At 36.1% G+C, this 20072-nt stretch carries 15 protein-coding genes; 5 read left to right on the top strand and 10 right to left on the bottom strand.

Annotated features, from left to right (window positions below):
* Positions 1-74 precede the first annotated feature (74 nt).
* The 5 genes from pfkA to dnaE form a co-directional block, all read right to left on the bottom strand.
* Positions 75-1034, bottom strand: a complete 960-nt coding sequence (gene pfkA / locus ACS127_RS16400) for a 6-phosphofructokinase (RefSeq protein WP_440896091.1) — start codon at positions 1032-1034, stop codon at positions 75-77.
* Between the two features lie 198 nt (positions 1035-1232).
* Positions 1233-2186 carry an acetyl-CoA carboxylase carboxyltransferase subunit alpha gene (locus tag ACS127_RS16405; protein ID WP_440896092.1) on the bottom strand — a complete coding sequence of 318 codons (954 nt, stop codon included), beginning with the start codon at positions 2184-2186 and terminating at the stop codon, positions 1233-1235.
* Between the two features lie 2 nt (positions 2187-2188).
* Positions 2189-3046: an acetyl-CoA carboxylase, carboxyltransferase subunit beta gene (accD, locus tag ACS127_RS16410; protein WP_440896093.1), complete on the bottom strand. Its 858-nt coding sequence runs from the start codon at positions 3044-3046 to the stop codon at positions 2189-2191.
* Positions 3047-3104: 58 nt separating this feature from the next.
* Positions 3105-4256: an NAD(P)-dependent malic enzyme gene (locus ACS127_RS16415; protein WP_440898165.1), complete on the bottom strand. Its 1152-nt coding sequence runs from the start codon at positions 4254-4256 to the stop codon at positions 3105-3107.
* 1050 nt (positions 4257-5306) lie between these two features.
* Positions 5307-8615 carry a DNA polymerase III subunit alpha gene (gene dnaE / locus ACS127_RS16420; protein ID WP_440896094.1) on the bottom strand — a complete coding sequence of 1103 codons (3309 nt, stop codon included), beginning with the start codon at positions 8613-8615 and terminating at the stop codon, positions 5307-5309.
* Between the two features lie 524 nt (positions 8616-9139).
* Here dnaE and ACS127_RS16425 point away from each other — a divergent pair.
* Positions 9140-9472: a YtrH family sporulation protein gene (locus ACS127_RS16425; protein ID WP_440896095.1), complete on the top strand. Its 333-nt coding sequence runs from the start codon at positions 9140-9142 to the stop codon at positions 9470-9472.
* Positions 9472-9975 (top strand): sporulation membrane protein YtrI, encoded by a 504-nt coding sequence (gene ytrI / locus ACS127_RS16430; protein WP_440896096.1) that lies wholly within the window; start codon positions 9472-9474, stop codon positions 9973-9975. Before ACS127_RS16425 ends, ytrI begins: the two co-directional genes overlap by 1 nt.
* Positions 9976-10223: 248 nt before the next feature.
* Here ytrI and ACS127_RS16435 read toward each other — a convergent pair whose 3' ends face one another.
* Positions 10224-11360 (bottom strand): CdaR family transcriptional regulator, encoded by a 1137-nt coding sequence (locus ACS127_RS16435; RefSeq protein WP_440896097.1) that lies wholly within the window; start codon positions 11358-11360, stop codon positions 10224-10226.
* A 121-nt stretch (positions 11361-11481) separates the two neighbouring features.
* Between ACS127_RS16435 and ACS127_RS16440 the strand changes: the two genes are divergently transcribed.
* Together ACS127_RS16440 and ACS127_RS16445 are read left to right on the top strand one after the other, a co-directional pair.
* Positions 11482-12747 carry a GntP family permease gene (locus tag ACS127_RS16440; RefSeq protein WP_440896098.1) on the top strand — a complete coding sequence of 422 codons (1266 nt, stop codon included), beginning with the start codon at positions 11482-11484 and terminating at the stop codon, positions 12745-12747.
* A gap of 33 nt (positions 12748-12780) precedes the next feature.
* On the top strand, positions 12781-13920 hold the full coding sequence (locus tag ACS127_RS16445) for a glycerate kinase (protein ID WP_440896099.1): 1140 nt from the start codon (positions 12781-12783) through the stop codon (positions 13918-13920).
* A 280-nt stretch (positions 13921-14200) separates the two neighbouring features.
* Here ACS127_RS16445 and ACS127_RS16450 read toward each other — a convergent pair whose 3' ends face one another.
* The 3 genes from ACS127_RS16450 to ACS127_RS16460 all read right to left on the bottom strand — a co-directional run bounded on the left by ACS127_RS16450 (position 14201) and on the right by ACS127_RS16460 (position 17695).
* Positions 14201-15091, bottom strand: coding sequence for an AraC family transcriptional regulator (locus ACS127_RS16450; protein WP_440896100.1), 891 nt, complete (start codon positions 15089-15091; stop codon positions 14201-14203).
* Between the two features lie 321 nt (positions 15092-15412).
* A complete protein-coding gene (locus ACS127_RS16455) occupies positions 15413-16357 on the bottom strand; it encodes a DHH family phosphoesterase (RefSeq protein WP_440896101.1) in 945 nt (314 codons plus the stop codon).
* Positions 16358-16381: 24 nt separating this feature from the next.
* On the bottom strand, positions 16382-17695 hold the full coding sequence (locus ACS127_RS16460) for a DRTGG domain-containing protein (protein WP_440896102.1): 1314 nt from the start codon (positions 17693-17695) through the stop codon (positions 16382-16384).
* Positions 17696-17906: 211 nt separating this feature from the next.
* Here ACS127_RS16460 and ACS127_RS16465 point away from each other — a divergent pair, with 211 nt between their 5' ends.
* Complete coding sequence (locus ACS127_RS16465; RefSeq protein WP_440896103.1) at positions 17907-18380, top strand: universal stress protein; 474 nt, start codon at positions 17907-17909, stop codon at positions 18378-18380.
* Positions 18381-18881: 501 nt separating this feature from the next.
* Here ACS127_RS16465 and ACS127_RS16470 read toward each other — a convergent pair.
* Positions 18882-20069, bottom strand: coding sequence for an acetate kinase (locus ACS127_RS16470; RefSeq protein ID WP_440896104.1), 1188 nt, complete (start codon positions 20067-20069; stop codon positions 18882-18884).
* Positions 20070-20072: the final 3 nt, after the last annotated feature.

The following is a 20072-nucleotide window of genomic DNA, read 5'->3' on the forward strand; positions in this document are numbered from 1 at the left end:
ACCTCTAATTTGAATAGCAACATAGGATTTATTTTCACACTTATAGAAGTGATGTCTTTACTGATCAAGTTAAATTAGATAGATAGTTCACCCATCAATTTATATAAACTCATATTCAAGTTATGCGGCTTGTTAAGAACATCCGCAATACGGTGGTGAGTGAGTTGATTGTTCTGAATACCAACCATAATACCTGCTTCACCCGCCAGTAGTAAGTCAACTGCTTTTGCTCCAAGGCGGCTGGCAAGAACTCTGTCAAAACCAGTCGGTCGTCCGCCACGTTGAATATGCCCTAATACTGTCACTCTTGTTTCAAGTTTAGACGTTTGTTCAATTCGCTTTCCTAGTTCAATTCCACTCCCCACGCCTTCAGCCAATACAATTATACTATGCCTTTTTCCACGAGCATGTCCTCTCTTTAAACGTTCAATTACGTTTTCAAATGGCTCATCACGTTCGGGGATAATAACACTTTCAGCACCATTTGCTAGCCCTGACCATAACGCCAAGTCTCCAGCATCACGACCCATCACCTCAATAACATATGTACGTTCATGAGAAGTTGCCGTGTCTCTGATTTTATCGACAGCTTCAACAATAGTATTTAGTGCCGTATCAAATCCAATGGTAAAATCAGTGCCAGGAATATCATTATCTATGGTACCCGGAACACCAATACATGGAATACCTTTCTCAGTTAATTTGGCAGCGCCTTTAAATGAACCATCACCACCGATGACAACAAGCCCTTCAATACCTAGTTTTCTAAGTTGCTCAATTGCTTCTTCTTGCCCATCATCTGTCTTGAATTTCTCTGAACGAGCAGAGAAAAGCTTCGTACCACCTCGCTGAATAATGTCACCAACAGAGCCTAATTCCATTTTTTCGATCTTACCTTCCATCAAACCCTGAAAGCCGTTAGAAATACCATAAACTTCTACGTCATGGTAAATGCCTTTTCTGACGACAGCTCGAATAGCGGCGTTCATACCAGGTGCATCACCACCACTTGTTAAAACACCTATCTTTTTCATATCATTCACCTCGATCCTGAATCTACACTATATAAGCTTAACATAATAGCATAAATATATCCTAAAATAATATCAATTAAGATTATACATGAAAGCGTGCAAAATCTCACCCCTAAATATGTATATTTAGGGGTGAGAATTAAATAATTTTACTAACAAATTATGGTTAATTAAATAAGTCCATCTTTACTCTGAAAATTAATCGTGAAATTCTCCTATTTTCTTGTATTTATTCCATCTATTCTCTATCAGTGTCTCCGCTGGAATACTACGTAAATAATTCAGCGATTTTCTTATATGAACATCCATATAGGCAACCTGCATCGTAAAATCACGATGCGCCCCTCCTCTTGGTTCAGGAATAATATCATCAATAATTTTTAACTGCTTTAACTCTTCAGCATTTAATTTTAATGATTTAGCAGCGTCTTTTGCCTTTGATGCATCTTTCCACAGGATACTAGCAGCCCCTTCAGGTGAAATGACCGAATAAATAGAATTCTCTAACATATAAATATGATCTGTTAAACCGATACCTAAGGCACCACCACTACCACCCTCTCCAATCACAATCGAGATACTGGGGACAGATAACTGAGCCATAACTTTTAAATTATGAGCAATGGCTTCACCCTGTCCTCTTTCTTCAGCTCCCTTTCCGGGATGAGCACCTTTTGTATCAATTAGCGAGATAATCGGTCGATTAAACTTCTCAGCCAATTTCATCTGGCGTAAAGCTTTTCGATAGCCTTCCGGATGAGCACTAGCAAAATTACGATAAATGTTTTCTTTCGTATTTTTACCGCGCTGTTGTCCAATTACCGTGACAGGCTGATCCTTATATTTGGCAATTCCAGTTATAATCGCAGGGTCATCACGAAATAGACGATCTCCGTGCAACTCAATAAAATCCGTAAATAAATGTTCAATATAATCTAAAGCGGTTGGACGCTCGGGGTGTCTCGCAATCTGTACACGATCCCACGGGTTTAAATGCTCATAAATGTCTGTTTCTAATTTTCCTAATCTCGTTTCTAATTTAGAGATATCTTCCTCTAAATCTAATTCACTTTCAACAGCCATCTTTTTCAGTTCAGTTATTTTTTCTTTTAATTCAAAAATAGGCTTCTCAAATTCAAGGATATGCTTCATGTTTAAATACCCCCTGACGAATGCAGATCAAGTACAGTTGTTAACAATTGTTTTAGTTCTGACCGTTTAACAATCCGATCAATTTGACCATGTTCTAATTGAAATTCTGCTGTTTGGAAATCCTTTGGTAATTGTTCGCGAATTGTTTGTTCGATAATTCGTCTACCTGCAAATCCAATTAAGGCTCCAGGCTCAGCAAAATGATAATCACCTATTGAAGCAAAGCTAGCCGTTACTCCCCCTGTTGTTGGATTAGTCATCACAACAATCATACAGCCCCCAGCTTGATTAAATCTTTCAACAGCCATCGACGTTTTTGCCATTTGCATTAAACTAATCATACCCTCTTGCATTCTAGCACCACCAGATGCTGTGAACATAATAATGGGGAGTTGCTCATCTTTTGCCCGCTCTAATGCACGGGTTATTTTTTCTCCAACAACGGCACCCATACTAGCCATTCGAAAAAAAGGATCCATAACAACAAGGACTGTTTCTTGCTGATTAATTCTTCCTTTTCCTGTAACAATGGCATCTTTTAAACCTGTTTTTTCTTGGTCTTTTTGTAATTTTGCTTCATAGTCAGGAAAGTCAAGCGGATTGTCCGTTACTAAATTCGAATCCCACTCCTCAAAACTATCTTCATCTACTATGCTTTGGATTCTTTCCATAGCAGTCATTTTATGATGTGAACCACAGGATGGACAGACGTGCAGATTATTCTTCCACTCTTTCTCATAGAAAATCTTTGAGCATTGAAGACACTTTTCCACTAAACCTTCAGGAATGTCCTGTTTCGCTTTTTCTGTTGGTATCGCTGCATATTTCCTCTTTTTAGTAAAAATACGCTTAATTTGCATCGTGAGTCCTCCTTGTCTAGATCGCTTCTCTTTTTAATCAACTATATATTTATTATCATTATGAATTTGAAGCAACACCAGATTCTTGAGCAGCCTTCGCTACAGCTTTGGATACTGCTTCGGCTACTCGATCATCAAAAGGATTAGGTATAACATATGATTCTGTTAAATCCTCTTCAGCAATAAGTTCGGCAATCGCATGAACGGCAGCAATTTTCATCTGTTCATTAATCTCTGTTGCTTTTACCGATAGTGCACCTTTAAATATCCCTGGAAAGGCTAGTACATTATTGATTTGATTTGGATAGTCAGATCGACCTGTACCTATGATTCTAGCCCCTGCTTCGATGGCATCCTCTGGAGTAATTTCCGGATTAGGATTTGCCATTGCAAAAATAATGGGATCTTGATTCATTGAACGCACCATTGCTTGATCAACTAAATTAGCCAAGGAAACACCAATGAATACATCTGCCTCAGTTATAATTGTTCTTAAATCGCCTTTGACTTTATTTTTATTAGTCACTGTGGCAATTTCCTCTTTTACTGGGTTCATTCCCTCATCTCGTCCTTGATAAATGGCACCACGGGAGTCGCATAAAATGATATCCTCAACACCAAAATGAGTTAGTAATTTTACAATTGCAATTCCAGCAGCACCTGCACCATTAACCACAATCTTAATTGAAGAGATATCTTTATCAATCAGTTTAAGGGCATTGACTAAACCTGCTGCTGTGACAATTGCCGTTCCATGTTGATCATCATGAAAAACAGGAATATCTAATAATTGCTTCAGCTTTTGTTCAATAACAAAGCAATTAGGAGCAGCAATATCCTCTAGATTTATACCACCAAAATTCGGTGCAAGCAACTGTACAGTTTCAATAATTTTATCGGGGTTTTGAGTATCTAAACAGATTGGAAAAGCATCAACATTAGCAAAATTTTTAAATAAAACTGCTTTCCCTTCCATGACAGGTAAAGCTGCCTGAGCCCCGATATTTCCTAATCCAAGAACAGCAGATCCATCAGAAACAATACCGACCATATGACCTTTCATTGTGTATTGATAGGCTTTATCTTGATCTTCTTCTATTTCAAGACAGGGTTCTGCAACACCTGGTGAATAAGCGAGACTAAGCTCCTCTTCATTCGAAACAGCTACTTTTGCTTCAACTGATAACTTCCCTTCATTATCCTTATGCATTTTTAAAGCTTTCTCTTTTAATGTCGTCAATCGAATTCGCACCTTTCTTTTTTATAAAATTAGATTTATCATCTGATCTTTATACTGAGATGAATGATCACACTAAGAAAAATTACTTAAATATTTACCTCGCAAAAATAAGTGCCTTCCTTAATCTTGTTACCAGTTTTTCTCCTTGAAACAAATAATCGCCAATCAATAATATCACTTTTTTAGGGCGAGTAACCGCACTAAGAAAAACAACTAAGCATTCATATTGTTTGAAAACATTAGGCATCTCTACACTTAAAAATCTTCAGCTACTCCCCACGTTCTGAGTTTGAAACTAAGATTATGATTATTTGCCTCTCTGAAAAGTTTTGTAAAAACACCGAAGTCGGCAAATCCACGTGAAAATAAAACCCAAAGTTTACTCAAATGATTATTGATAAAGACTAATACTTTCTGCTAACAAGAAAAGGATAATCTGATTAATCAACCTCTTTATTATATCAAATTAGTACCTGGTGTAAATAACAACAACTTATTTTTAGAAAAGACAGTCTATTGAACCTAGTATGAATACAGGTCGGATCAACTTGATAAAGTGAAACTTTATTCAGTGAAAGTTTGGCGACGCATAGAACGTGCCAGTGCCGACAATGCCACAAGTCTTTTCGGTGGAACGAGTAATCGCACTAAGGAAAACTACGGAACATTTACAAGGTTAGAAAAACTTGGCTTATCACCAAATCTCTATGGCGAATGCCATCGTTTGACTTAGACGATCGTCAATAAAATCTTTTATTTGTTTGATCGTGCAAGAATAAGTGTCTTTCTTATTCTGAATCCCAGTCCCAAGACCTGATGGCTTTGTCGATCAGTCAGTTGCACTTAAAAAAAACTGATAACCACCTATATTTAAATTACGTCTTCAAAAAAGAATGAAAATGATCACGTCGATTAAGCTCATCTTGCCCTGACTCTGGGACGTATCGGTAGTTAGCCGAAATACTTTTATTCTCGATGCGTCATTTTCATCGAACTTTTTGAATGTTTGTTTAACATGAATTATTGTAAAACAACATTGTCTTTGCCAAAGTGTTTTTTTAACGATTCTAGTGCTCGATATTGATTAGCTATATAATATTGTTCAGCTAGCAAAGATGTTTTATTTAAATCAGCTTGGTGAATCACGACTGGGATAGGCCCTGGATAACTCTTAGCTAATTTTTCAATCATGATTAAGTCAGAATCTAAATCCTCGCTATAATCAATTTTAATAAATAAACGTAATTCTTGCTTATTGTTAGTTGATAACTCTGCTAAATTTAGGGGTGAGACTTCTTGAACAATCATTTGTTCTTTTCCCTGCCGTAATTCTTTCTTACCTTTGATAGTCACAAACATTTGCTCCTCAAGCCACGGTCTAACCTCACGATATAGATCGGGAAAAATAACGCCCTCTATTTCTAAATTCTCATCAATTAAACGAACAAATGCCATTGAGTCCCCACGTTTAGTTCGAATTGTTTTTATATTTTGGATAACTCCTGCAAATGCTATATCTTTGATTTGCTCGCTTTGATAAAAATATACCAAGTCCATAATACCTTTTGCCCTTAAAGTACGCCGATTAATTTCAAGCGGATGATCCGAAATATATAAGCCGAGTAAGTCTTTTTCAAAGTTAAGCTTTTCTAATAAATCAAACGGTTCAACCTTTTGATAGTTATCTTCTAAATTTAGGCTATCACCAAATAAACTTTTCTGATCGCCAAGCCCCCCAAACAATTCTCCTTGTTCAATGGCTTGATCAATTGACGCTAAAATCGATGCACGTTCAACACCAAACTCATCGAACACTCCAGCTAATGCTAACGTTTCAATAGTTGCACGGTTGACAATTTTCATTGACACACGCAAACAAAAATCAAATAAGTTCTTAAAAGAACCGTTTCTTCTTTCCTGAATAATTTCATTCACAACTGGATAGCTAAGCCCTTTAATAGATGATAAACCCATTCGAATCTGTTCATTTTCCGGTTGAAAATAGTAATAGCTCTTATTAATTGAAGGTGGCAGTGATTTGATCTGATGCTGTTTCGCCTCTTTGATAAATTGAGTTAATTTTTCCTTTTCTCCAGTCACTGTATTTAATAATTCAGTTAAAAAATATACAGGATAATTAGCTTTAAGATAAGCTAATTGGTAAGCTGTCATACTGTATGCTACCGCATGGCTGCGTGGAAAGCCATAATTAGCAAACCGAAGAATCCAAGAAAAAATTTCATCAATAATTTGTTTGGAATAACCTTTAGCTAAACAGCCATCAATGAATTGTTGCTGCAATTCTTCAATATTTGTTCGTTTTTTCTTGCTAACCGCTCGTCGTAATAAATCTGCTTTCCCTAAACTTAAACCCGCAAAATGCTGAGCGAGCTGCATAATTTGTTCTTGATAAATTAATACGCCATAAGTTTTCGACAAGATTGGTTTTAAGTCCTGATGTATATAAGAAACCTTTTCTTGACCATTTTTCCGTTTGATGTACGTTTCAATAAAATCCATTGGACCCGGGCGGTAAAGAGCATTAACAGCAACAACATCTTCAAAAGAAGTCGGTTTTAAGTTTTTTAATACATTTTTCATTCCTTGTGATTCAAATTGGAACACACCGTTTGTTTCTCCTGCTTGAAATAATGCAAAAGTAGCTTGATCATTTAATGGAATTTGATTTAAATCTACTTTTTCACGCTCATATCGAGCAATCATTTTTAAAATCCGTTCAATAGTTGTTAAATTCCGTAAACCCAAGAAATCCATTTTTAATAAGCCAATCTTCTCTAAATCATTCATCGCATATTGTGTCAGTATATTCCCAGATGAGTCTGAGATAAGCGGAACAAATTCCACTAATCTTTGATCATGAATAATAACTCCAGCAGCATGTGTCGACATATTTCTTGGTAATCCTTCAATAAGGCTAGCTATTCTAAAAAAGCGCTGTAAATATTCATTTTGTTTAATATAGTCCAGTAATACTTGCGAGCTCTTAATGGTTTTAACAATCGATTTTGCACCTTGCGCAGGAATTTCATTTAAGATAAAAGTTAAATCTTCACTTGATAACTGAAATACTTTTGCCAGCTCTCGGATCGTCGAACGCGTTTTAAAGGTTCCAAAAGTGCCAATTTGAGCAACATATGGCTGACCATACTTTTCTTTTACATAATCGATTACCTCATTTCTACGGTAATCAGAGAAATCAATATCGATATCAGGCATAGAAATACGCTCTGGATTAAGAAAACGTTCAAATAGTAAATTATACCTGATCGGGTCAATATTCGTAATATCTAATAAATAGGCAACTAATGAACCAGCAGCAGATCCTCGGCCTGGACCGACTAAAATGTTTTGAGATTTAGCATAGCGAACAAAATCCCAAACAATTAGAAAATAATCACTAAATCCCATTTGATTAATAATCGATAGTTCATAGTTTAAACGGGATTCAACTTGTGCCTGATCAGTGTTGGGATACTTTTCAACTAATGCTTGCTCACATAATTGCCGTAAATATATCGAAGACTCTTGCCCATCTTCTAAAGGAAATTGTGGTAATAATTGTTGCTCAAAAGTTAAACTCAATTGACACTCATTTGCTACTTTAACTGTTTGATCAATCAGCTCTGGATAGTCTTTAAAGTAAGCTAAAGCTTCTTCTTGGGTAAAAAAGTGGCGATAGTGTTGGTCTTCGTTCCCCTCTGTTTTACTCTTTTTATCAATAGCACGCAAATAGAAATAAGCCTGCTGATCTGTTTGCTCTAAATAATGAACATCTCCCAAGCCTACAAATGAGAAAGAAAGCTCTTTACATATATCTAAAGTATCAAGTTCAAATCGTGTTAAACCAATCATTGGCTTAACTGGCCAAAGATCAACAAATTCAGTAAGTGCATCCAAATCTTTATTCTTGACATATTCACTTAAACTTGTTGTCTGTAGAGGTAAGATAACCATACAATCAAATATATGCTCAGTAAACTGAGGCAATGTTATTTTCGGTTGTTCCGATGTTTGAATAATAGAGCTCATGTTCATTAACGATCGATAGCCCTTGCTACTCTTGGCCAACACAATAATTTGGTTTAGTTGATCATTAACTTCGACTGTCGTCTCCATCCCAATTATTGGTGTTATATTCTCTGCCCGACAGGCTTGATAAAATTCAATAGCGCCATGCAATACATTACGATCTGTTAAAGCAACAGCAGTCATGCCATCTCGTTTGGCCTTTTTAATTAGTTGATCAATTTTTATTGTACTATTCATAAATGTATAACCACTTTTAACTTGCAAATGAACAAACGACAATCTACATGCCTCCTTCCATAATAACCGACTACTTATATTATAGCTGATTATTCAACGATTTGAAAAATAAAACATAGACCAGCTAATCAGATCATAGATTAACATAAAGAGAAACTTATATTAGAGGTCGTCATTTTTGGCTCCCAAAGGGTTTAAGTAAATGGCGTATTTATAAAGCGAAACTTCAATCAGTGGGAATTTTTCGACGCACAAGTCTCTTCGGTGGGACGAGTAACCCGCAAATGGCTTCGGTGGGGCGAGTAATCACAGCCCCAGTCCCAAGTCTCTTCGGTGGGACGAGTAACCGAACTAAGGAAAGCTACGGAGCATTTACATCGCAAGAATAAGTGTTTTTCTTATTCTGAGTCCCAGATGCTTTTGCTAGGACAAGTAATCATATACACAATCTTACAGAAAACCATAACAAAAAATTGAATTCAAGGTATCAAGTATTAATAAAATGAAAATATTCACTCAAGGAAACGAGCGAATGCGAGTTTTTCTAACGAAAAGGAGTAAAAATAATGGAGGAACGTTTTTTTGCTACGATGATCCAATGTTTTTTTCTCGCTTTAGGTGTTATTATCGGCGGTGCCTTTATCGGAAGTATCGGGGCATTCGCAAGTGGTGAACCCCCTTTAACCTCAATGGGACGGATAGCAAAAAGCCTTCGTATCTGGGCTATTGTTGCCGCAATCGGGGGGACATTTGACGTTATTTCTAATTTCGAACGCGGTATCATGGAAGGGTCAACAATTGATATTGTTAAACAAATTTTGATAATCATAACTGCCATGGGAGGCGTACAAGTCGCCCTACTCATTATAGAATGGTTTATCCAAGAGGAGATAAGTTAATGCATTTCCCACCCTTTTATAAAAATAAAAATTGGCAACGGCTTTTCGTCGGAATCTTTATTGGGGGTATTCTCAGTTACTTTGTCTTCATCTATATGTTTGGTCAATTAATGGAAAAACGAATTGAAGAAAACTTACAATTACGTACAGAAAAGCAAGAACTGGAACTTGCCTATCGGACATTAGAAGAAAATATGTCTGATTTAAATGATAAATATCAGCAAAAGTTACTCATTCATTCAGTTGATATTGTGATTATAAATGCAGAAGCATTCAGGTTAGATCGCTTCAGCTTACATGAACTTGAAGAATTGATCAAAAATGAAGTGAGTGATATTTTAGGAAAAGAAGTAAATACTTTTACTGAACATTACCCTTTATTAATAAAAATGGTTGAAAACAAAACCTATGAAATTAATGATTTATCATATCAAGCAACAGTTAAACATTTATTCATTAATGAACGTAGTGAAATTCACATTGAACTCGATATCAAACGCTAAATAGGTATTGTGGTATGCCTATTTTCACTTAATCTTTTAATATTTATAAGATGCTTATTTCCATTTAGCCTTGCTCCTTTATCCATTGTTCATGTTCTCCTTTGACTTTGTAACTCTTTTTTTTTAGGTTCAAACTTTGCCTTTTCCTCTTCTGATAATGCTTGATCATATCCTTCAAGAAGAAAAATCTGGCTCACCCCATTTTACGGTGAGCGCTACTATGCAGAGTAGATTAAAAATAATGACACTTATCTTTTATCGCTTAACATGAATGCTAAATACAATAACACATAATCGTTCAATACTTTTGGATCATACCCTGTATACTTGTATATTTTATTTAGTTTATATTGAAACGAATTTTTATGGATAAATAATTTGGCAGCACTTTTGGACAGACTCTTATTCGTTTCCCCGTAGATAAACAGTACTTCCTTTAATTCGTTATAATCAGAATCGGGAATACCCGTTAAAATTTTATCACTGAACGTTTTTCTACTACTATTAGACAAACATGAGCATAGAAGTCCGATATCCATATTGTTATATTCAAGTATGGGCTGTTTTTCATACGACACATTCCAAGCTAAAGCTTTTAAAGCACATTGAAATGAATCTTTGGCTTCTTTTTCAGATTGACTAATAGGACCCATACCCCAAAAATAGGGTTGTCCAATGGTCCGACTAATTTTATGTGTTAACAATTCTAGCGATCGTTTGACTGATTCATAATTATCATTTTGAACAAATAAATAAAGTTGCTTATTCAAAATCATATATTTATATTCAGGAGTAACTAAAAATTCTTGATCTAATATTCGATATATTTCTTCATAATAGACTTGTGTTAAATTTTCTAATTGTCCCACAGCTGAAATATGTGGCTGCGTGTAATTGTAATTAAAGATCTCATTATTATCAGAAGACATAATCGAATAATCAAATGTTAGTAATTTTTCTATTATATACCGGGATTGATTTCGCTTCTGTAAAGTAAAGTCTTTTAAAAAGTCCTCTTTAATGAGTATTTCAGTCATTTTCTTAATTATTTCACCATTCTTCATTACTTTCTCTTTTTCACCTGTAATTCCAATAACCCCAATGACTTCTTTTTCAAAAGTAATGGGCATATTAATGCCTTTTTTACTGCCCGTGTATTGGTTGTCATCTTCAATGACAACTGGCTGCTTGCTTTTGATCGCTGTTTCAGCGCCACCGTGAAAGCTCCCAATTCGAGATGGATCAGTACTAGCTATGATAATGGCTTCGCTATTCATAAAATTAATTTCCTGAGCTAAAACAATCTTCATTTGTAAAACAATTTCTTGAGCAATTGAATCTGATATTTCCAATTTTAAGTCTCCTTCTTGTGCATTTCTTAACATAATACCATTGTATTTGTTCTACAGACTAAAAACAATCCCAAAATGATTAGTCCTTAGAGTGTAGTAAGCGCATTCATCATTTAGTAAAATTGAGACAAATAATATTAGAGGAGGATCACAATTGGATATACAAGTAACCGCTTTAGGTGCAATTATTGGCTTAATTATTGCTATTATTTTAATCTTTATTAAGACACCACCGGTATATGGTCTTTTAATAGGTGCATTGGCTGGGGGATTAATTGGTGGGGCGAGTTTGGCTGAGACCATCGAATTGATGATTGGTGGAGCTCAAGGAATGATGACAGCTATTTTAAGAATTTTAGCTGCAGGTATTTTGGCTGGAGTATTAATTGAAACCGGGGCAGCTGAGTCGATTGCTCGGACCATTATTAGTAAAATAGGAGAGACTAGGGCATTATTTGCATTGGCTTTAGCCACATTAATTTTAACTACTGTTGGAGTTTTTATTGATATTTCTGTTATAACAGTTGCACCCATCGCATTGATTATTGCTAAAAATACTAATATCAGCAAAACATCTATTTTATTAGCTATGATTGGTGGAGGAAAAGCAGGAAATATCATGTCTCCAAATCCTAACACAATCGCTATTTCAGATGCTTTTGAAACACCTTTGACATCTGTTATGTTGGCTGGTGTGATTCCAGGAATTGTCGCTTTGTTTGTAACGTATTTCTTAGCGAAACGCTTAACTAACAAAGGTGTAGCCGTTACACTAGATGATATTGATAGTGATGAAACATCTGATATAGAATTGCCAAGCTTTATCAAAGCATTATCTGGACCCGTCGTTGCTGTTATTTTACTTTCACTAAGACCTTTATTTGATATCGTTATTGATCCAATGATTGCTTTACCATTAGGCGGAATGGCTGGGTCATTAATTATGGGTAAATTTAAAGGCATTATTGATCAAGCCTCATTTGGCTTAAGCAAAATGTCAAATGTTGCTGTCTTGTTAATCGGTACTGGTTTAATCGCTGGGATTATTTCAAACTCAACATTAGGTGATGTGTTAATTAACTTTATTTCAGATATAGGATTGCCTATTTATTTATTAGCACCTTTATCAGGTATCATGATGTCAGCTGCAACAGCTTCTACAACTTCAGGCTCAATTGTAGCCAGTTCCGTATTTAGCACAACAATAATGGAATCTGGTATTACAGCAATCTCTGGTGCGGCTATGATACATGCTGGTGCAACAGTATTGGATCACTTACCACATGGAAGTTTTTATCATGCAACAGGTGGAAGTGTTCAAATGAATTTTAAAGACAGATTGAAAGTTATTCCTTATGAAACTCTAGTCGGTTTAGTTATCACCATCATTTCAGTTATTATTTTTGGGGTACTCGGATAACACATTTGATTAATAGGTAGGAAGGATGTAAGTATGAAAATTGTAATCGCTCCCGATTCATTTAAAGAGAGTATGACTGCGCTTAAAGCAGCAACAGCTATTGAAGAAGGATTTAAAAAGATCTTACCAAATGAAAAATATGTAAAAATTCCAATGGCGGATGGTGGAGAAGGTACCGTACAATCCATTATTGATGCTACAGGTGGAGAGTTGAAAACATTGACTGTGACTGGTCCTCTTGGAGAATCACTAGCAGCATTTTATGGCTTGTCTGGAGATAAGAAAATTGCAGTTATTGAAATGGCTGCTTCTTCGGGATTAGATAAAGTTGAACTAAGTAAACGAAATCCATTAAAAACAACAACATATGGATTCGGTGAATTAATAAAAGATGCACTGAACGAAGGAGTTGAGGAAGTCCTTTTAGGTATTGGTGGTAGTGCAACCAATGACGGTGGTGCTGGAATGATTATGAGTCTAGGCGGAAAGCTCTTAGATGTAGATAAAAAACCAATCAAACCTACTGGAGAAGGACTTAAAGATTTACATTTTATCGATGTCTCAGGTATGCATCCTCGTATCAAAGACGTGTCTTTCAAAGTAGCATGTGATGTTGATAATCCATTAACAGGTTTAAATGGGGCGTCTCATATATATGGTCCACAAAAAGGCGGAACTCCAGAGATTATTGAACAACTGGATCAAAATTTACTTCACTTTGCGGATCTTGTTAAAGAACAACTCGGAAAAGATATCGACACGCTTCCAGGGGCTGGTGCTGCTGGTGGATTAGGCGGAGGGCTTTTAGGTTTCTTAAATGCTGAGCTTCAAAGAGGTGGAGATTTACTAGTTGAGATGCTGGAAGTGAATGAGGCAATAAAAGATGCGGATCTTGTGATTACTGGTGAAGGTGGTATTAACCACCAGACACAATTTGGTAAAACACCGATAGCTGTGTCTCGTGTTGCGAAACAATATGATATTCCTACCATTGCTTTAGCAGGGTGCTTAAATGAAGGATATGAGTCTATTTATGATGAAGGAATTATTGCAACGTTTAGTATCATTCCAGAATTTACTTCATTAGAAACAGCATTAGAAAATGGGTACAAGAATTTGAAAGCTGTATCAGCTAACATCGCAGCTATTATTAAAGCATCACAATCATTGTAAGATAGAGGGAGAAGGTACATGGTGTACTTTCTTCTTTTTTGTGTCTATCTGATTTAGTGGAGTCATATAATGAGTCCATGAATTGAAATATTTTATGAAATCAATGAATAAGCGTGGAACAATTTCAGGCTCACATTTACCAACTCAATCCTTCTGCTTATTCGCACCTTCTAGCAGTGTGCAATCTAAAATCACTAAACCTGCTCATATGAACCTCTCACGACTGAAGTCACGAGTATTTGATAAAAAAATCGAGTTACCATAAGTGGCACTCGATTTTTCATTTCCAAATTGACTTCTCATTCTTTTTCTTCACAGCAATCCAAATTTCACTATAAACATGATCAAGATGGCTATAATCTTCTACAAAAGAAATTTCAGGTGCTTCCACTAACTCATAATCTGAGGAAGGGAGCCATTCGGCTGCTATTTTCGCCCATGTTTCCTGCATCGCTTTAGGGAACGTCCCTTGTGATGAGAAAATAGCCCAAGTATGATCAGGCACCTCAAGCACATCCAATCCTTTAAAAGGACCTCCTTCATCCGTCAACACACCAATCATATGATCTAAATATCCTTCCTCATGTCTTCTTCCCTCGTCAAAATGATAGGATGCATTAATGACTTGCTTGGGCTCTATGTTAGCATGTTGTTGCATCTTCTCTTTCTGTTGCTCTGTGATACTATTCGCCAATTGTTCAATTGCTGGATTAACTCCTTCAAATTGAATGGGGACCTTTTTACTGACACCAATAATTTTAAATGCTTCTTTTTCAACAATTTGATAATTCATTTCTACTCCTCCTTGAACCGTCAATTGAAAGGTGAGTTTAGGAAATGTTTTAAGACACTTCTTATTCTGCTTTTTTACTTCAGAAGGGTTAAATCCAGCCCATTCACGAAATGCCCGAGAAAAACCATCAACAGAACTGTAACCATATTTAAAAGCAGTATCAGTCACATTGACATCCTCTCGCAATAAATCAAACATTGCATTTGAAAGCTTTCGATTACGAATATAAACTGTCAAAGTCATCCCAGACAAGAAAGAAAACATTCGCCGAAAATGATAAATCGATGTACCGACAATTTTTTCTATTTTCTTCTCATCGATTCCCAAACCCAAGTTCTCCTCAATATATTGTAATGCCTCATTCATCTTGCTTTGCATTTCCTCCCCTCCCTTCCATTGATTCAAGTATAGGTGTTACCAGTAAAAATGACTCGATAAAAAATAAACGGGTTTTATCGGAGTCGAATATTAGCCGCTAGATAAAACCCGTTTATATTTTATTCCGCTAGATACTATATAAGTGTTTTTCCGGCTATGATAACAAAAAAATCGCACAAGGATGTGATGGCTTCTTTCTTATCTACAAATGCTTTCAGCGTAACAAGCATTTATGGTTAATCCCAAAACGCGAGTGTTTTAGTAGAACAAGAACATCTTCTAACCTAAAAATCTCATTTATATCGGACTATTGAACAACATCTATTCAGATTGACAAACCCTTTTTAAAGCTAGGGTTAGCTGATCAGCTTCATCCCAGCTATAAACAGTTGCACCAGAAGCTAAGGGATGCCCTCCACCATTAAATTGTTCAGCCACTTCATTAATCTTGACCTGCTTAGAGCGTATTCGAACACGAATTTGTTCGTCCTCTTCAACAAACATGGCCCAACAATTAATGTCTTTAATATCTCCATAAATATGGACAAGTGCACTTGTTTGATCGACTGTCACTTGATATTCATTTAGAATTTCCTTCGTAAGCTTGACCGTACAAACTCCCGCTTCATCAATTGAAAGCTGATTGAGTAAATACCCTTTCAATTTTGCAAGTGGAAGCTCAAGATTATACATATTTTGATAAATTTCTGTTCGATCAAATGGATATTTGACAAGCTTTGAAGCGATAGCAAATGTTTTAGCAGTTGTATTTGGATATAGAAAGCGCCCTGTATCACCAACAATCCCTGCATAAAGTAAGCGAGCCACCTCAGTAGTCATTTCTGAACCTAAGTTTGCAGCATGTGAAATAAACATATAGATCATCTCACAGGTTGAGCTTGCTTCTGTATCAACCCAGTTTAACTCGCCATACTGTTCAACAATTGGATGGTGGTCAATTTTAATAATTTCTTTCCCAGTCGCATAGCGCTGATCATCAATACGTGGACTATTGGCAGTATCACAGATGATAACTAAAGCATCCGAGTAACTTTGATCCTCAATAACATCCATTGTGGCTAAATAACTAAGGGTATCATCATTTTCTCCAACACAATAAACTTCTTTATCTGGGAAATTAAATCTGATCCATTTCGCTAAACCCATTTGTGACCCATAAGCATCTAAATCTGGTCTAACATGACGATGGATAATAATACGATGATATGAACTTATTTTTTCAAAAATTAAATCTAAAGTATCCATTCGTTTTAGTATCTTCCTCTCTTTTTAATAACGATCAATTAGCTGCCCAATTAAAACAGCCTTGCCAACAATTTCTTTTTCATGATAAACTTCTATATCGATTTTGACTGATTTCCTTCCAATTTCAAGAACCTTTGGAATAAGATCGATTGTATTCTCAATTTGAACAGGCTTAATGAAATAGACAGAAATATTTTCAGCAACTAAATCCCCTTTTTTCATATGAGCCATAACCCGGCTACTTACTTCTGTAATAAATGAAATAAAGACACCATTAGATAAAGTTCCTAATGAATTTGTCATTTGTGGGGTGATTTGTGATTTGAAAATAAATGATGAACCTTCCTGCTGCATTGTTAAGCCACTTGTGACCACATCATCAATCGTCTCTCCCACTTGTGGCTGTCGTTGAACATGTTGAAGTGCCTTTAATACATCTTGCCTAGATATGAGACCGATCAAATGATGGTTTTGTCCAACAACAGGGACTAATTCAATCGCTTCCCAAATCATCATATGAGCCGCGTAAGCAAGGGAGGTTTCTTTAAGAACAGTCATTGGTGCTTTAGTCATTACTTTTTCTACCATCGTATCCTGACCTTTTCCAATCACATCTTTTGAAGTAACAATTCCTACCACACGTTTTTGGTCATCAACTACTGGATAGCGTGTATGTGTCGTTTCTTCATTTAATTGATACCACTTGGCTAAGTTATCTGTCCGATGCAAATAATGGGTCTTTTCAAATGAAGTATAAATATCTCCGACTAGGACGATTTCCTTCTTGATTAGTTGATCATAAATTGCTCTATTAATCATCGTTGCCACAGTAAAAGTATCGTAACTGGTTGAAATAATGGGTAATTTTAATTCGTCTGCTAATCGTTTAATGTGATCATCCGTATCAAAGCCACCTGTGATCAAAACAGCTGCACCTTCTTCTAATGCAAGTTGTTGTGCTTCTGTTCTATTACCAATAATCAACAATGAATCCTTTTCTAAATAGCGAAACATAGCATCTTTTTGCATCGCACCAATCAAAAACTTATGCAAGGTTTTGTGCAAACCTTCTCGACCGCCTAGAACTTGTCCATCAACAATTCCGATAATTTCTGCAAAAGTGAGGTGTTCAAAGTTTTCTTTTCTTTTTTGTTCAATTCTAATGGTGCCAACACGTTCAATTGTGCTAACTAAGCCTTGATTTTCTGCTTCTTTGATTGCTCGATAGGCTGTACCTTCACTTACACTTAAATCTTTTGCAGTCTGTCTAACAGAAATCTTGCTACCAACCTTTAATGTTTCAATATGTTTCAATATTTGTTCATGTTTAGTGGCCAAGCTCGTCACCTTTCCTTCTAATCTGTACTATGTTCTTTTCGGTTAGTGTTATTATACAGTTTTTCAATCGAAGTATCAATTTCAGCCTATTTAAATTTACCTGAGCCGATCTTCTATATTGAGTAGAAAACTCATATACTAATAACAAACAAGGTTTACAAGTATTATTTTAGTGGTATATTATGATATAAACAGTAAGGGAGTGGTAGAGATGCCAGCAGAAGTTTATAACCGTGTTGTTGTCGCTATTGATGGATCACAAGCTTCTTTAAAAGCTTTTAAACGATCTGTACAAGTTTGTAAGCGTAATAATGCTGATCTCATCATTGCACATGTCGTTGATACTAAAACCATATCAACTGCCGAAACATATGATCAATCAATGATCAATCGTTCAGAAACGTATGCAAGTAAATTACTTAATGACTACAAAACACAAGCAGAAAAGGCAGGCGTGAAAAATGTCGAAACACATATCGACTATGGTTCACCGAAAGTAAGAATACCTAAATATGTAGCTAAGTCTTTTAATGCTGACTTAATTATGTGTGGGGCAACAGGGCTAAATGCTGTTGAGCGTTTTCTAATCGGTAGTGTATCTGAAAACATTGTCCGCTATGCTCCTTGTGATGTCTTAGTCGTCCGGTCTGAAGAAAATGATGATGAAAAAGAAACTGAGGAATAATCATTTTAAAAAACTAGCTAATTTCCAAAGACATTAACATCGAAAGATAAATAAACAGTACGAAAGCAAATCAACCTTTAATCTGCTTTCGTACTGTTTTTATTTACGTTTGTCATTCGTAATTTAATTTTTATCATTTTGGTCAAGAAGACTCCATCCTCAAGCGTAAATTAGGGTGAATATGAACTGTCTTTTCTTTATAAGAGAACTCCTGTTCGCAGGGTATGATATCCCTATACGAAATGTTCTTTGAAAACTGGATATATAGGGTTGTGACAAGAAATGCTTTGTCACGTAAAATATCCAAGTACGACCCGGTCCACACATACCGAAGTTGCGAAAACCAAGCTAAAGTAGGGTGTGTGATGCCTCAGGCGTATAAAGCAGTTAAACGTTCACCGTAGGGACTATGGATAGAGCCTGCTAAAATAACTGATGGTTGCACTGGTGTTCGCAGGAATCTCCAGCTTCAGGCTTAGAAACCAAGGTGGAGTAGTTCAATTATAAAGCTAGTCGAGCTACGTCACGAGCAATCATAACTTCTTCGTTAGTAGGAATCACAAGAACTTTTACAGGTGAATGTGGATAATTTATTTTTGCCTCTTGTCCTCGAGTTTCATTTAGAACAGGATCCCAATAAACACCCATAAATTCTAATCCACTTAAAACCCGTTCTCTTACAGTTGAACTATTTTCACCAATACCAGCTGTAAAGATAATCGCGTCTACACCACTCATTTTTGAGGCATATGAACCAATATACTGATGGATACGATCAGCAAAAATCTTTAATGCTAGTCCTGCACGTTCGTCACCTTGGCTTGCTTTTTCCTCAATATCACGTAAATCACTAGAAAAACCTGATAAAGCTAACATCCCACTTTCTTTATTTAACACATGAAGAACTTCATTCACATCTTTTCCTGTTTTGTCCATAATATATGGAATTAGAGCTGGATCAAGACTTCCTGAACGAGTTCCCATCGTTACCCCTTCCAGTGGAGTGAAGCCCATTGTTGTATCAATAGACTTTCCGTTTTCAACCGCAGCAACACTAGCACCATTACCAATATGGCAAGTAATTAAACGCAGTTTATTTAAAGGCTGATTTAAAATTTCAGCTGCACGCTCTGAAACATATTTATGACTTGTTCCATGAAAACCATATTTACGAATACCAAAATCCTCATAATACTCATACGGCAAGCTGTACAAATAAGATTCAGGTGGCATTGACTGATGAAATGCCGTATCAAACACAGCAACTGCAGGTACATTTGGTAAAATTTCTTGAAATGCTTTAATACCCGTTAAATTGGCTGGGTTATGCAATGGAGCTAGCTCAGATACTTTTTCAATCTCAGTGATGACTTCATCTGTAACAAGAACTGAGTCACTAAACCGTTCTCCACCATGAACGACTCGGTGACCCACACCATCAATTTCTTCAAGTGATTTGATTACACCAGAAGCTTGAAGCCGCTCCAATAATAGTTCAACTGCTCTTTCGTGGTTCGGAATATCAGTGGTTATTTTATCTTCTTGATCACCATACTTTAAGCTAAAAATAGAATCATCGATTCCGATTCTTTCAACTAACCCTTTGGCTAAAACCTTTTCTTCTGGCATTTCAATCAATTGAAATTTCAATGATGAACTTCCAGCGTTAATAGATATAACTTTACTCAAAAT

This window comes from Amphibacillus sp. Q70 (assembly GCF_052055485.1).
Taxonomy (GTDB): Bacteria; Bacillota; Bacilli; order Bacillales; family Amphibacillaceae; genus Amphibacillus.